Genomic DNA, 14,323 nt, shown 5'->3' with positions numbered 1-14,323 from the left:
ATTAATTTTTTAAACATGAACATGTTACTGGTAAAAACTTCGTATAAAAATATCTAAGAATTGAATTATGTCTATCATGGGGGAGGTTTAAAGGGCAGTACGGGTGGCTTTACTAATGCTTTCCCTAGTTGTCGTCTCCATAAACAATATTTTAAGAATAATCTAAAATTTATTTCAATTAGGGTTAGTTTCCTATTTATTTGTATGTCGAGCAATACGAGTAATTTTAATTACATGTACTGCGAAACGCCAACGCCCACCCTCACCAACTATACTATTCACTAGAAGAAGGAATATGTTTTATGATTGGACAAATAGTAGTTCGGTTCAATTCAATTCAATTCTGATACCTGAATAATTATGCTATTTTAACCTGAAACTAAGGTAATCTGCTTTTGGAAGGAGGGATTTTTAGCAAAATGGTAAATAAAGAAAAGGAATTTAATAACCAATTCAAGGAAAATAAAAACAGTGGTGAGCATAGAAACGGAAGAAAAAGTCAGTTTAAGAATAATAATGCACATGGCGATGAAGCACCTAATGAGTATCTTAGTAAGAAAGAAGAGTAGTATTGAGCAAAAAAGAGGCTGGGACATAAGTGTAAAACTGATTAATTTTAGAAAATAAAGCCGCATGAAATCAAGGTTTTTAAATTTGATTTCATGCGGTTTATTCATTTTTATAGGGTTTTGTCCCAGCCCCATTTTTGAAATTTGAATGATTTTCTGTAAGCACCCTCTTATTATGATAGAATTATTATACTATTAAGTTTAGAAGGTGATTATAATTGAATTTAATGATAAGGTTTTATCGCTTAGAGACCTAACGATGCATTTTGGTGGGAAGCGTGTGTTGAATGAAATAAATTTGGACGTGTTCAAGGGACAAATTATTGGGTATATTGGTCCAAATGGTGCAGGGAAGAGCACAACGGTAAAAATTATGCTTGGATTAATAGAAGATTAACGTGGTGAGGTGGAAATCTTCGGGAAAAACATCGACTCTGGTGACCATACATATAAAAGAAAAATCGGTTACGTTCCAGAAGATGCTGATATTTATGATAATTTAACCGCAAGTGAATACTTAACTTTACCAAGAACAATAAATCGGGATCGTGCAGCAAGCTTGATATGATTAAAACCTTTTGTTTCATCCCTTTTGAAAATGCAGAAATTCGAGTGTGAATAACATGGCTCATCTCAAATCCACTCATTAACCGATTAGCTATGGACTTTACGGTTTAATCCTTATTCCTTTTATTTTCCTAGGCGACAACTACATGTTGCAAATCAGTCTGATGTTTGGAATAATAATGTTTTTTCTTATGACCTCTATGATATCAGATTTCTCAACGGTTCTTTTGGACGTTAGAGATAAGAATATATTAAGTACAAAGCCAGTGGATAAAAGAACAATTAGTGCTGCAAAAATGGTGCATGTAAGTATTTACATGAGTTTATTGACGGGTGCATTTGTTGCGGTGCCACTAATTTTTATGTTTATTTAAAAGGGAGTAATTTTTTCGCTTCTCTTTATAGTGGCTCTGTTTTTTAATGTGCTATTTATAATTGCATTTACTGCCCTTATTTACATTGTTACATTGCAGTTCTTTAGTGGGGAGCGTTTAAAGGACATTATCAACTTTGTGCAAATAATATTATCTGTGGGAATCGTGCTTGGTTATCAAGTTCTGGCTCGTTCTTTTGAAATAATTGACTTGGCAGTTTCTTACTCGTTTAGCTGGTGGCATGTTTTTATACCTCCAATTTGGTTTGGAGCCCCGTTTGAGTAAGCATTATGATACCAACAGCAGTGCATATGCTTAAGTATTCGGAAAGCTACAAAGGCAGCTGGGTATTTCGGGCAGCACCAGTTAGTAATTTAGCATCTTTTAATCGTAGTGCTGTCAAAGCTTTTATCGTTAAGTTATACTTGCCGATTTTTATCGTACTGTGTGCGGCGTTCACTTGGATCTTTTCTATTAGGATAGTTCCTGATTTGTTTGTAGTATTTCTGTCTGGATTTCTCCAGACAATCATTTCCTATAAATTACTAAATGACGGTGTGTATCCATATACACAATCGGTTGAGTTTTCTCAGGATATGAACACTGGCTTAAATATACTACTCTCATTATTAGCAGGACTGTTTGCACTTGGTCACTACTTCTTTTTAACGATTAGTAATGGTATTTATTTGTACCTAGGTTTATTGGTGGTCCTTAATGTAGTTAGTTGGATTAAGGTGTTTCCTAACGAGCAAACTTAATAACCGCATGAAAAGCGCGATTTGATTTTCATGGCTTTATACATTACATTCGCCTGTCTTCCTTCTAATGTTTGAGGAGTACGATAGGCTTGTAAACGACGCATGAATTGTATATCACATTTACAGATGGACCCGTATATGCGGTAACATTCATCATGTGCCTTACATGCTGCATCAACTCTATTTACTGGTGCGCCTGGACCGCTGCAACCTGGCCCACACCAATTATAACCAGGAAATATACCGCAACTTGGTATCCTGTTTCGCCTATTATTAACCATTACACAACCTCCTTTTTATATTGATTCATACATATTATGCTAGTGTGTTTTTAGGTTTTGGACCGTTACCCTATAAAAATGATAGTTGTGCTACAGCACAGGGAGGAGCCAATTGCATATTATGAAAGCCTTTACCGCAAATGTAATATCTATTTTAAAACAAATCCCAGCAGGCAGGGTTATGACGTATGGGCAGGTTGCTACTGTTGCTGGAAGTCCACGAGGTGCTAGACAGGTTGTTCGCATCCTGCACTCGATGAGTAGGAAACATGACTTACCCTGGCATCGGGTCATAAATAGCAAGGGGCAAATAGCAATAAAAGATGTAGAAGGTGCTTTTAGTCAGCAGTGGTTATTGGAACAAGAAGGAATTAAAGTTAATGATGGGTTAATCAATTTAAAAACTTATCGCTACCACCCCGAATTGTCTTTAGATGTGGAGCAGTAATCACTCGGTTTTTGCTATATAATCTTTTCTAAATTAACACAATAGAATATAATTTTTGTGACAAGGAGTTGAGGGAATTTTGAAGACTAGTCTTTCTGAAGATCTTAGAGTTTCTATGGAAAATGAAAAAATGTATAGCCAGATTATCGAATATTCTTTAGAATCCATTCTCATTCATGCTAATGAAGAGATATTGTATGTTAATGAGTCTGGTGCTAAAAACCTAAAAGGTACAAAAGAAGAAATAATTGGTTCTTCTATAGTAGATTGCTTTCAAGGTAATAGTAAAAATTTAATTAGGGAAAGGATACGCTTAACACAAGAGGAAGGAATACCAGCTGAATTGATTGAGGAAACAATAGTAAGAGCTGATGGATCGTCTGCTGAAGTTGAGTTGTATTGTCATCCTATCGATTTTGGGGATAAACAAGCTATACAAACTACACTTAGGGATATAACCAAACGTAAAGAAGAAGAACGGCAGCACAAAAGGCAGGTCAATGAATTGTCCACACCAATTGTACCGTTGCTGGAGGATATATCGGTTTTGCCGCTTATCGGTTCAATTGATTTGGAAAGAGCTATCCAATTATTAGACAAAATACCTTCAGAAGTACAACAAAAAAACGTACAAATACTAATAATCGATTTCTCGGGTATTTACACGTTTGATGAAATGATAACGGACTATATACTTAAAATCAGTAATGTGCTGCAATTGCTGGGCGTTCGTTCTATAATAACAGGAATCAGACCAGACTTAACACAAAGTGCTGTTAAATTGGGTGTTGATCTTACTGCTATTAAAACGATGGCCACTGTACAGCAAGCTCTGGAGTATCTTGGAGTCAGCAGAATCACGGACTAATTATAACGAAAGCCATTTGCAGGAACCAGCGTCCTGTCAAATGGCTAATTAATCTTATGAAATGTTAGTGACGTTTGTTAAGCCACAATACTCCTGATTTCGCTAGTCGAGGAAGTAATCCTGTAGCTGATTTTGAGAACATGCTGCCAAATCCGTCAGACTTACCAAGGGAACCTAGTGTACCTTTTAGCTTTATTTCTTTTGGTTTTTTCGGTTCTTCATCTATTAATACTGCTGCCAGAATATCTGCGATTTGCTCACCCTGCTGTCGGGCTAACTGAGCGCTTGGCGAATAAGTAGAAGAAGCACAATCTCCTACTACATATACATTTTGATTTGAAGGAACCTGGTAAAATTCATTCAGGATTATTTTGTCCTGTGAGTCTTTTTCAAACGGTAGTTCTCTTACCAAGTAATTTGGTCGTACACCTGCTGTCCAAATTGTTACATCATTAACGTAACAGACACCATTATTGCAGACTCCATCTTTTTCAACATATTCAACGTTCGCATTATGCAGCACTTCAACATCATTGTCTACAAACCAGTCTTCCACATAGTTCTGTACTTTTGAATCAAATGGTTTTAGAACTGTTTCACCACGATCCAGAAGACGAATATTCAAATCGGATCTGCTTTCACGAATTTCAGACGCAACTTCAATTCCGCTTAGGCCTGCCCCGACAACTGTAACTTTACCATAGGCTTTTAAGTTCCCTATATTTAAGCCAGCTTGTCTTGAATTAGAAAATGTTTGAATACTTTCAGTGAATTTACTTGCACCTTCAATGTCATGATAATTGTCTTCACATCCAAGTGCGATAACCAGATAATCGTAGCTTACAGAGTTACTTTTATCCTTGAATGAAATTTGTTGGTTAACTGAATCAATCGACGCTACCTCACCAAATTCATAGTCGACTTGATCATGTTTCGGAAAATCAACCCTAACATCTCTGTCAGAGGTAGTACCTGCTGCAATTGCATAATATTCGGTTTTTAAGGAGTGATATGGATTTCGATCAATCATAGTGATTTGTACATTCCCAGGAATCTTGTCCAGCAAATTTGACAAAATCATCATTCCGCCATAACCGCCACCTAAAATAACCAAACGCTTCATAGAAAAACCTCATCTCTGTTAAGTAAAGTGAAACTTCATTCAGTCGGAATTTTGTATCTTTCCCCCTACAGAATGTTAGTTGAAACAATCGGGTTTGTACGAGTATCTACTTCTCGTCAAACTTCGATGTAAGTGTCTAGTATAAGATTACCAAAAATAATAGGGGAAGACTAGAAAAAACTGGGGGAAAACTTTAGAAAACTTGGCTTATCGCCAAGTCTTATGGCCACTTAGTTGCACTTATGCAGAAAGAAAGTTTTTATACTGTCTTTACTTCTAAAATCAATCTACCTTTACTATAATTTTCCCGATATTTTTATTGCTTTCCATATGCCTGTGAGCTTCTTGAATTTCATCAAAAGAGAATATATGGTCAACTACTGGTTTTAGTTTTTCTATGGAGAAAAGTGGGAGTGCTTTTTTAACGAAATCCCGTGTCAACTCTGCTTTGTATTGGTCACTTCTTGGTGTAAGTAACGTACCTTTCAACTGTATCCGCTTAGCCATAATTTCCATCAAATTGAATTCCTCAAGCTTTGCTCCACCTAGTAAGCCAATCAGAATCCACCGGCCATCTACCTTTATACTTTGAAAGTTTTTCTTCCAATAGGATGCACCAATAAAGTCCAAAATAACATCCGCACCTGAATTGTCTGTAACGCTTAGTACTTTTTCATCAAAATTCTGTTCCTTATAATTAACACAAGTATCTGCACCAAGTGAACGGCAAAATTCAAGTTTTTTGTCAGAACCAGCTGTTGTAATTATGGTAGCATTTACTAGTTGTTTTGCTAGCTGAATAGCAGCTGTCCCGACTCCGCTGCCACCAGCATGAATAAGTACGGTTTCCTCTGATTGTAAATTCCCTAACCAGAATAGGGTTTGAAAAGCGGTCAGAAATACCTCGGGGATAGCGGCAGCTTCTTCGTAGGATAGATTTTTTGGGATGATTATGGCTCTATCAGCCGGTATAACAGCATACTCGGCATATCCACCGCCATTCACAAGTCCCATTATAGGGCTGCCAACTTCAATGTTTGTATTTTCACCAGCTTCCTCAACTATTCCTGATACTTCTACCCCAAGGACTGGGTTGGCTAAATAACCCGATTTGCCTTCGCGACTTACAATATCAGTTCTATTAATGGCTGCAGCTTTAACTTTAACCAATAATTGTCCAGATTTAATTTCCGGTTTGGGCTGATCAGAAATTTGTAACTGCTCCGGACCACCTGGTTGTTTAACAGTAATAGCCTTCATAACCTGTCACCTCTTCGTTTAATTTTATCCCTTTCTCTTTATATTACACCAAAGTAAATTTCTAATCTAACAATTGATAAATTAAAATCATGTATACTGTATGAAATCAGATAAAAGGAGGAGAAATATGGTTACAGAGAAAATCATTCATGCAATTCAAGACGATTACCCCTCAGATTTTGCATGGTGTTTTGGGTGCGGGAGACTAAATGAAAGTGGTCATCATTTCCGGACGACTTGGGATGGGAATAATACGATCACGACATATATACCAAATAAAGAACATACTGCAATACCCGGATTTGTATATGGTGGTCTCATTGCTTCGTTGATAGATTGTCACGGGACAGGTTCAGCTTCACTCGCATTGCACCGGGAAAATGGGTATGAGCCAGGTGTTGGAGAGGAACCACCGCGCTTTGTAACAGGATCACTTCAGGTGGATTTTCTAAAACCAACACCTCAGGATGTACCTTTAGTTGCGACTGGTACAATTGAAAAAATTCACCCCAAAAAATGGAAGGTTTTGACTGAGGTATATGCTGATGGAGTTGTTAGTGCTAGAGGAGAGGTGCTTGCTGTCATAATGCCTGAGTCTTTTACACGAAATAAATAACTAAAATATATGACACTTGTCATGTATGCTTCTTGACGTTTATGACTTATTTAGTGAAAGGTATTCTTTTATGATTAGGATAGTGAATAAAGAATAGATGTTTATTCAAACAATATTACCTAATGGCGAAAGCCTAAGTTGCACTTACATTAGGAAGGAAAGCTTTATACTTTCCCTCCTGCTAAAAATATATCCTAATCATAGGAGGACATTATGAGCAAAGAAAAGCAAACTCAATTAAGAAAGAATGTAGCACCATTCGCAACAGCGGACTTGCGGGCTAGTATCAAACAAATAATCAATACGATACTTCCTTTTTTCCTACTTTGGTTCCTGGCGTATCAAAGTTTGTCAGTTTCCATCTGGTTAACCCTTGCATTTGCAGTTTTGGCGTCAGGGTTTGTTATAAGGATCTTTATCATTTTCCATGATTGTACACATATGTCGTTTTTTAAAAATAAAAAAGCAAATAGAATTGTCGGGACAATAACTGGAATCATTACGTTGTTCCCATATGAAAAGTGGAAAAGGGAACACTCAATCCATCATGCTACAAGTAGTAACCTGGATAAGCGTGGAACGGGTGATGTTTGGGTAATGACTGTAGATGAATATATTGCTGCTTCATACTGGGGCAAGCTGTCTTATCGTCTATATCGTAATCCACTAGTAATGTTCGGTTTTGGCCCAATCTATCTATATTTGGTATCAAGTCGTTTTAATCGTAAAGATGCGAAACGAAAAGAACGTGTTAACACGTATTTAATCAACGTTTCCATCGTTGCATTATACGCACTTTTGATATGGGTTGTTGGTCTGCAAGCATTTTTAATGATTCAATTACCAATTTTGTTTATTGCAGGTTCACTGGGTATTTGGTTGTTTTATGTCCAGCATCAGTTTGAGGATTCCTACTTTGAAAAAGAAGAAGAATGGGATTATGTAAAAGCTGCTGTGGATGGAAGTTCTTATTACAAACTACCAAAAGTAATACAATGGTTGACTGGAAGCATAGGCTTTCACCACGTGCATCATTTGAGTCCAAGGGTGCCTAACTATAATCTGGAAAAAGCACATGAATCAACACCGCCATTGCAACAAGCAACAACAATTACGTTAGCTACTAGTTTAAAGTCGATTCGATTTCGCTTGTATGATGAGTCAAGTCGTACATTTAAATCCTTTAAGGAAATTAATCATATTCTAAAGAAACCAGCTGCTACTGCAAATACAGGTAGATCAAGTTTTCAAGAAAAATAAGTATGGAACTATTTATAAAATCAAGGCCCTTCAGCTAGCTATGAAGGGTTTTTTTGATATACTAATTATAGTAGGATAATGATAGAAGGGAGGAGTTTTTATGCAAAACTGGTATCATATTATTCCAAGAAATACGGGGCTTAGCTCGTACGCTTGGATAATCTTTTGTGTTCTCCCATTTTATTTCGTTTTTCGTTCATCTTCAACACCTGAAGTAATTATTGGTATTGTGATGATTGTTCTGTTTTTCGCTACTTATCGTTTATCTTTTTTATCACAAGGCTGGCCTGTGTATTTGTCGGTGAGTATTGAAATGACAATCAGTATTGTGATGACATTATTTTTTGGGTACGTCTATTTCTCATTATTCTTAGCCTTCTACATAGGTAATTTGCAAAGTAAGGTTGGGTTTATCACATTATACGTAATCCATTTAGTTACAACTATTGCAGCGATCAGTGTTAGCTTTTTCATACTTAGTGATGCGTTTTTTGCACAAATTCCGTTTATTGTGATAAGTGTCATTGGTGTTATTTTGCTTCCGTTTAACATGTACAATCGTAACAAACAGGAGAAACTTGAAGGCCAATTAAAGGACGCAAACAAACGAATTTCTCAATTAGTTGTGATGGAGGAACGTCAGCGAATTGCTCGTGATTTACATGATACGTTGGGACAAAAGCTTTCACTCATTGGACTGAAAAGCGACTTAGCTGGAAAGTTAGTAAGCCTAAACCCGGACTCTGCAAAAAATGAGATTAGTGATATTCATCAAACTGCTAGAACGGCATTAAAAGAGGTAAGAGAAATGGTTTCTGATATGAGGGGAGCCAAGCTTGAGGATGAATTAATTCGAGTTGAGCAAATACTGGATGCAGCGCAAATAGATCTGATTGTTGAAGGAAACTGGCAATTGAGTGATGTTCCTCTTTTAGTGGAAAATGTACTTAGCATGTGCTTAAAAGAAACTGTTACAAATATTGTCAAACACAGTAAAGCAACCTTCTGTAGAATAAAAATCAGTCAGCTACCAAAGGAATTATTAATTACAGTCCAGGATAACGGAGTCGGCATTTCGGATGAAATTGACTCGTATAAAAGACACGGAATTCAAGGGATGAGAGAACGCTTAGAATTTGTAAACGGTCGTTTGGATATAGATTCATCGGATCTAACCTCTATTACGTTACAGGTCCCACACATAATTAAACATTCGAAAGAGGAGGGATTGTTGTGATTCGGATTGTTATTGCTGAAGATCAACAAATGCTACTAGGTGCACTTGGATCATTACTGGATTTAGAAGAAGATATGCAAGTAGTTGGAAAAGCAAGTAATGGTGAAGAGGTTTTAAGTCTGGTCAAGCAATACCGCCCTGATATTTGCGTTATGGATATTGAAATGCCGCTAAAAACCGGGCTGGATGCAGCAGAGGAGTTAAAGGATGACCCCTGCAAAGTTATTGTACTTACAACGTTTGCTCGAACTGGCTATTTTGAACGTGCCAGAAATGCCAACGTAAGCGGTTATTTGTTGAAGGACAGTCCAAGTGAAGACTTAGCCAATTCGATCCGTACAATTATGGATGGAAGAAAGATTTATGCACCAGAACTGGTCGATATGGCTTATAGCACTGGCAGTCCGTTAACGGAACGAGAGGAACAAGTAATACATTTGATTGCCAGTGGTAAAAACACAAAAGAAATTGCAAGTGAACTTTTCCTTACAACTGGAACTGTTAGAAATTATGTCTCCGTAATACTTGATAAACTAGATGTAACAAACCGTATTGAGGCAATTTCAAAATTCAAAGAAAAGGGATGGTTTAAATAGGAAAAGCGCAAGCGCCCGTATAGCGACGTACAAACTGGAGCACTCCGCAATGAGATAAAGGAAACATACCCCTGCAACAGGGGTATGCCGACGTTGGACGGCAAGTCCACTTTTAGTCGGCCCTCCTCTGAGGAACGAGCCGATGTTGACTTATCGTAGTGAAGGAGTGTAAAGTTTGCTAGTCGCTGGGCGCTGGAGCTAGACAAAATAGGAAAAGCGCAAGCGCCCGTTTAGTGCCGTAGCTAGACAATAATTTTTTTCAAAGAGGACCATAATCCAGTGATTATGGTCCTCTTTGCTTTTTGGGTTAATTCATTAAATCTGCTACTATTTCATAGGAGCGTAATCTTGTCTTTTGGTCATAAATTTGAGAGTTTATGATAATTTCATCTGCGTTAGTTTCATCAATAAACTTGGATAGCTTCTTTTTCACAGTCTCTGGACTTCCTATGATCGTTGAGCCAGAGTTGAGAGTTTTTTCAATAGCAGCCAGTTCGAGCGCTGACCACATCTCATTAAGGTTGTCAACAGGTGGTTTTAACTTGGTTGGTTTACCACTTCTGATGCCCAGAAACTGTTGCTGCTGTGAAGTTGCTAGCCACGTTGCTTCCTTATCAGTATCCGCAGCAATGATATTTACTCCTAACATCGCATAAGGTTTTGAAAGCGCATTTGAAGGTTTAAAGTTTTCACGATACAGGTTTAATGCTGGTATTGTATAATCAGGTGCAAAATGACTTGCAAAAGAAAAAGGTAAACCCTTTTCTGCCGACAACTGTGCGCTGAAACCGCTTGAACCAAGAAGCCAAATTGGAATCTCTAATCCTTCTCCAGGTACAGCACGGACTCTACTCTGAGAATCTTCCTTAAAGTATTCCTGAAGTTCCTCCAATTGTGCTGGGAAATCATCAACTCGCATATTTAATGTACGACGAAGTGCATATGCAGTCGCCTGATCACTTCCGGGTGCACGACCAATTCCAAGATCAATTCTGTCCGGATATAATGTTTCAAGGGTACCAAATTGTTCTGCAATAACAAGAGTTGCATGATTTGGCAGCATTACACCTCCAGAACCTACACGAATTTCTTTCGTTGCACCAGCTATATGGCCAATGATGACTGAAGTGGCTGAGCTGGCAATTCCAGGCATGTTATGGTGTTCTGCCAGCCAGTATCGATTAAAGCCCCAGTCTTCAACGTGCTGTGCAAGTTCGACGCTATTTTTAAAAGATGCCCCTGCATTTCCTCCCTCTATGATAGGAGCCAAGTCAAGGACAGATAGTGGAATATGATTAAAGCTTTTATTAGACATAAATATTTATTCACTCCTCATGGTTACAAATCTTTTCTAAGGAAATGATACGTCTTCTATCTCTTAACGTCCACCTATCTGCTCTTTGGTTTGAGATTAGATATTAAGGGTATAGTTATAAAAATCTTAGAAATACTAAGTTGGAATATTTTTATTTAAAGTTATTAACTAGTAAAATATGGTAGAAGATAAACTTATGGAGGTGAAGTAATGCTAAAGAATAAAAAGTTTCTAGTTTCCCTACTACTTCTTGCGTTAGTTGTCATCGTATCTGCTTGCGGAGGCGGTGGAGAAGAAGAGGGGTCGGAATCTGGCGGTGATAGCGGTGGAGAAACAACTACTGTACAAGGCAATGCAGAAGATGGACAAGAAATTTACAAAGCTAACTGCCTTTCTTGTCACGGACAAGAAGGAGCGGGTGCCAGTGCGCCAGCGTTAACAGGTGGCGAATTAACATATGATCAGATAGTTCAACAGGTTAAAAATGGCGGGGGCGGAATGCCAGCGTTTGAAGACCAGCTTTCTGAACAGGAAATTGCCGATGTCTCTGCATATGTTGCTGAAACACTAGCAACAATGGGTGAATAAGTAACATATTGGTACTTTAAATCCAAGAATTCAATTTCTTGGATTTTTTGCGATAAAGAAAATATAAAAAATTTTCTTACTGGCAGAAGTGAAACTAAGCTTGGCGATTTTATAAAGAGTTACACAGGAATTTTTATCATTCCATTGTTTGCTGTGACTCTATTTCTGCCATTTTTTTTCGAAATAAGTAAAAGTTGATCTGCGTGTACATAGCCCTTGTCCATTGAAATATTGCCATCTGCTTTAAAGTAAAACAACCCAAATGATGCGGTGTAATAAACAGTTACATCTTCACCTTTAAAGACTGTGTTTACCATACCAGATTCAGTTGCATTCTTTATTTTATAAACTAATTCGGATGTCTCATCGTAGCTTTTACCCCGAAGAAATAGTGTAAACTCTTCACCACCACTACGAAATACATAATCCTCTTCAGTTAGAAATTTTTTCAGAATTAATGCGAATTCCTTAATTACTTGATCCCCAATTGCGTGGTTATAGGAATCATTAATTTGCTTAAAAGAGTCGATATCTGCTACTACAATTCCAATTAGTTCATTTGACGAGCTTAATTTCTCCATTGTTTTGTCCATGTATGCCCGATTATGTAACTCTGTTAAAAAATCAGAATAGGCCAGTTGTTCAAACTTGTCCCGCTCAACCTTATTTTGCATCGATTGTGATTTATCAAGAAACGAGCGACTAACCAGGTAATTAAGTATGAGCAGGCAGACGATAATTTCCCATTGTCTTTCCAGTAAAAAAACAAGTAACAAAGCGTTCGTAAAAGATACCTTTGCCATATCTAGAACTGACCTTGTTTTGACAAAATCTATCGCTTCCTTTTTTGTGGTTATTTCTTTCAATAATTTAAACACAGTAATAATTGAAATGTCCGAGATAATTGACATAACACTAAGGAGAAGAAACATTAATATCCAATATCCAAAAGGAACAGCTTGAAAGGACGGCTCCAGTATGTAAAAGAGGTAATACCCAATTGTTCCATTTAATGTGAAAGAACCTATATTGAACAGGGTATGGATAAACTCATGCTGTTCAGCAGTTTTGGTTATCTTTTTGTTAATGAATTCGGTTAACCGTATAATTATTTCGTAAATAAGCAGTCCAAGGGGGCCTGAGAAAATAGCAATTGCCAGACTATAATTAATTCCATAATCAATATACGTACCTGAGTTTAATTTACTTTTAACAATTAATTTGAAATGGTCATAAAGACTTGAAAACAGCCATAATAATCCAAGTGTTAATAGATATGTAGGTGTATCAATTAACAAGTGTGGCGTGCTTAAAGCTAATATAATGGAAGCAATTAATAGAGTATAAATAAACTTTCTAGCCTCGTGCATAATGGAACATTCTCCCCTTTGTTAGACCTTATATCTTATTTTAACTCACAAATAGACACATTTGTAGAAATATTTTACATTATATAAGTTATTCCGAATAATTATTGTTACTCTTCATTTTTGATTGAAAAAAATAGATAAACTAGTGCTAATTGGATATAACTAAAAAAGTGTAAACATTGTTTGCTCGGAAGCAGTAAAATAGAAGGAGTCGAAAAAGATGTCAGAGGTTAAATTAGCAGTGATTTACTACAGTTCAACAGGGAATAATTATCAACTTTCAAAATGGGCAGAGGAAGGTGCAAAAGATGCAGGAGCTGAAGTAAAAGTGCGAAAAGTTGCCGAGCTTGCTCCAGAGGAAGCGATAGCATCTAATCCCGTTTGGCAGGCACACGTTGAGGAAACAAAGGATGTTCCAGAAGCTTCTTCAGATGATATAGAATGGGCTGATGCAATAATATTCAGCATACCAACTCGTTTTGGTAACATGCCTTCTCAGATGAAACAATTCTTTGATTTACAAGGTGGTCTGTGGGCTAGTGGAAAAACAGTCAACAGAGTAGTAAGCGGGATGACATCAGCACAAAATCCACACGGAGGACAAGAGGCTACTTTATTAGCTTTATATACTTCCATGTTTCACTGGGGAACAATCGTTGTAGCTCCAGGTTACTCTGACCAAGTATTGTTTGGTGCTGGTGGAAATCCATATGGAACAAGTGTGACAGTGGGGCAAGATGGAAAAATGGTAGAAGACGTAGAAGGGGCAGTAAAACATCAGGCAAAACGTACAATCGAAGTAGCAACAATGATAAAAAATGGCAGCCAGTAAATAAGAAAAGCGAAGAGGGCTTGATAGCGGCGACATGCGTAAACAAGTGACCGAAGAGTGCAAGCTCTAAGCACTCGAAGTGTCACTTGTTTACGACACGAGCCGCTAGCCCTCGCAGCTAGCCAGTAAAAGCGAAGAGGGCTTGATAGCGGCGATATGCGTAAGCAAGGGACCGAAGAGTGAAAGAAGGAATAAAGGCCAGGCATCTAGTACTATAATCCTGAATTATTCATAGAAACATCATCCGCATTTTTTTGG

17 protein-coding genes and 2 pseudogenes are annotated in these 14,323 nt (G+C 37.4%); 13 read left to right on the top strand and 6 right to left on the bottom strand.

The features are described from left to right. Positions 1–419: 419 nt before the first annotated feature. Together ACOI1D_RS18555 and ACOI1D_RS18550 are read left to right on the top strand one after the other, a co-directional pair. Positions 420–569: a hypothetical protein gene (locus tag ACOI1D_RS18555; protein WP_422503354.1), complete on the top strand. Its 150-nt coding sequence runs from the start codon at positions 420–422 to the stop codon at positions 567–569. A 259-nt stretch (positions 570–828) separates the two neighbouring features. Then, positions 829–1,092 (top strand): annotated as a pseudogene (locus ACOI1D_RS18550) (ATP-binding cassette domain-containing protein); the annotation flags it as partial. 4 nt (positions 1,093–1,096) lie between these two features. On the opposite strand, the pseudogene ACOI1D_RS18545 reads toward ACOI1D_RS18550, so the two are convergent. After that, positions 1,097–1,228 (bottom strand): annotated as a pseudogene (locus ACOI1D_RS18545) (ABC transporter ATP-binding protein); the annotation flags it as partial. 99 nt (positions 1,229–1,327) lie between these two features. Here ACOI1D_RS18545 and ACOI1D_RS18540 point away from each other — a divergent pair. From ACOI1D_RS18540 to ACOI1D_RS18530, 3 genes are read left to right on the top strand one after another with little or no spacing between them, the layout of a single operon-like run. Further along, positions 1,328–1,510 carry a hypothetical protein gene (locus tag ACOI1D_RS18540; RefSeq protein ID WP_422503352.1) on the top strand — a complete coding sequence of 61 codons (183 nt, stop codon included), beginning with the start codon at positions 1,328–1,330 and terminating at the stop codon, positions 1,508–1,510. 30 nt (positions 1,511–1,540) lie between these two features. Continuing rightward, positions 1,541–1,795, top strand: coding sequence for a hypothetical protein (locus ACOI1D_RS18535; RefSeq protein WP_422503350.1), 255 nt, complete (start codon positions 1,541–1,543; stop codon positions 1,793–1,795). Positions 1,796–1,800: 5 nt separating this feature from the next. Then, on the top strand, positions 1,801–2,271 hold the full coding sequence (locus ACOI1D_RS18530; RefSeq protein ID WP_422503348.1) for a hypothetical protein: 471 nt from the start codon (positions 1,801–1,803) through the stop codon (positions 2,269–2,271). Here the strand turns inward: ACOI1D_RS18530 and ACOI1D_RS18525 are convergent. Next, positions 2,268–2,552 carry a phospholipase gene (locus ACOI1D_RS18525; protein WP_422503346.1) on the bottom strand — a complete coding sequence of 95 codons (285 nt, stop codon included), beginning with the start codon at positions 2,550–2,552 and terminating at the stop codon, positions 2,268–2,270. The two genes, ACOI1D_RS18530 and ACOI1D_RS18525, sit on opposite strands and share 4 nt — an antisense overlap. A 121-nt stretch (positions 2,553–2,673) precedes the next feature. Here ACOI1D_RS18525 and ACOI1D_RS18520 point away from each other — a divergent pair, with 121 nt between their 5' ends. Both ACOI1D_RS18520 and ACOI1D_RS18515 read left to right on the top strand, forming a co-directional pair. Next, a complete protein-coding gene (locus ACOI1D_RS18520; protein ID WP_422503356.1) occupies positions 2,674–3,000 on the top strand; it encodes an MGMT family protein in 327 nt (108 codons plus the stop codon). Positions 3,001–3,079: 79 nt separating this feature from the next. After that, entirely contained in the window at positions 3,080–3,868 is a 789-nt protein-coding gene (locus tag ACOI1D_RS18515) for a PAS domain S-box protein (protein WP_422503344.1), read from the top strand. A 64-nt stretch (positions 3,869–3,932) separates the two neighbouring features. On the opposite strand, the gene ACOI1D_RS18510 is transcribed toward ACOI1D_RS18515, so the two are convergent. Further along, the gene (locus ACOI1D_RS18510; protein WP_422503342.1) at positions 3,933–4,991 is read right to left on the bottom strand and encodes an NAD(P)/FAD-dependent oxidoreductase; all 1,059 of its coding nucleotides are present in this window, start codon (positions 4,989–4,991) and stop codon (positions 3,933–3,935) included. Positions 4,992–5,273: 282 nt separating this feature from the next. Further along, entirely contained in the window at positions 5,274–6,251 is a 978-nt protein-coding gene (locus ACOI1D_RS18505; RefSeq protein ID WP_422503340.1) for an NAD(P)H-quinone oxidoreductase, read from the bottom strand. 127 nt (positions 6,252–6,378) lie between these two features. Between ACOI1D_RS18505 and ACOI1D_RS18500 the strand changes: the two genes are divergently transcribed. The 4 genes from ACOI1D_RS18500 to ACOI1D_RS18485 all read left to right on the top strand — a co-directional run bounded on the left by ACOI1D_RS18500 (position 6,379) and on the right by ACOI1D_RS18485 (position 9,960). After that, complete coding sequence (locus ACOI1D_RS18500; protein ID WP_422503338.1) at positions 6,379–6,867, top strand: PaaI family thioesterase; 489 nt, start codon at positions 6,379–6,381, stop codon at positions 6,865–6,867. A gap of 213 nt (positions 6,868–7,080) precedes the next feature. Beyond that, positions 7,081–8,127, top strand: a complete 1,047-nt coding sequence (locus tag ACOI1D_RS18495) for a fatty acid desaturase (protein WP_422503337.1) — start codon at positions 7,081–7,083, stop codon at positions 8,125–8,127. 100 nt (positions 8,128–8,227) lie between these two features. Beyond that, on the top strand, positions 8,228–9,364 hold the full coding sequence (locus tag ACOI1D_RS18490; RefSeq protein ID WP_422503336.1) for a sensor histidine kinase: 1,137 nt from the start codon (positions 8,228–8,230) through the stop codon (positions 9,362–9,364). Continuing rightward, positions 9,361–9,960, top strand: a complete 600-nt coding sequence (locus ACOI1D_RS18485; RefSeq protein WP_422503334.1) for a response regulator — start codon at positions 9,361–9,363, stop codon at positions 9,958–9,960. The genes ACOI1D_RS18490 and ACOI1D_RS18485 overlap by 4 nt, the downstream gene beginning before the upstream one ends. Before the next feature lie 307 nt (positions 9,961–10,267). On the opposite strand, the gene ACOI1D_RS18480 is transcribed toward ACOI1D_RS18485, so the two are convergent. Continuing rightward, the gene (locus ACOI1D_RS18480) at positions 10,268–11,275 is read right to left on the bottom strand and encodes an LLM class flavin-dependent oxidoreductase (RefSeq protein ID WP_422503332.1); all 1,008 of its coding nucleotides are present in this window, start codon (positions 11,273–11,275) and stop codon (positions 10,268–10,270) included. Positions 11,276–11,485: 210 nt separating this feature from the next. Between ACOI1D_RS18480 and ACOI1D_RS18475 the strand changes: the two genes are divergently transcribed. Then, the gene (locus tag ACOI1D_RS18475) at positions 11,486–11,863 is read left to right on the top strand and encodes a c-type cytochrome (RefSeq protein ID WP_422503331.1); all 378 of its coding nucleotides are present in this window, start codon (positions 11,486–11,488) and stop codon (positions 11,861–11,863) included. 119 nt (positions 11,864–11,982) lie between these two features. Here the strand turns inward: ACOI1D_RS18475 and ACOI1D_RS18470 are convergent, their stop codons facing one another. Continuing rightward, positions 11,983–13,233, bottom strand: coding sequence for a GGDEF domain-containing protein (locus ACOI1D_RS18470; RefSeq protein ID WP_422503330.1), 1,251 nt, complete (start codon positions 13,231–13,233; stop codon positions 11,983–11,985). Between the two features lie 220 nt (positions 13,234–13,453). Between ACOI1D_RS18470 and wrbA the strand changes: the two genes are divergently transcribed. Further along, positions 13,454–14,065 (top strand): NAD(P)H:quinone oxidoreductase, encoded by a 612-nt coding sequence (wrbA, locus tag ACOI1D_RS18465; RefSeq protein WP_422503329.1) that lies wholly within the window; start codon positions 13,454–13,456, stop codon positions 14,063–14,065. Positions 14,066–14,323 lie beyond the last annotated feature (258 nt).

Source organism: Virgibacillus sp. DJP39, from assembly GCF_049310925.1.
Lineage (GTDB): Bacteria > Bacillota > Bacilli > Bacillales > Amphibacillaceae > Virgibacillus_F.
Note: the sequence above shows the minus strand (reverse complement) of the source record. Positions and strands in the feature narration are given on the sequence as shown.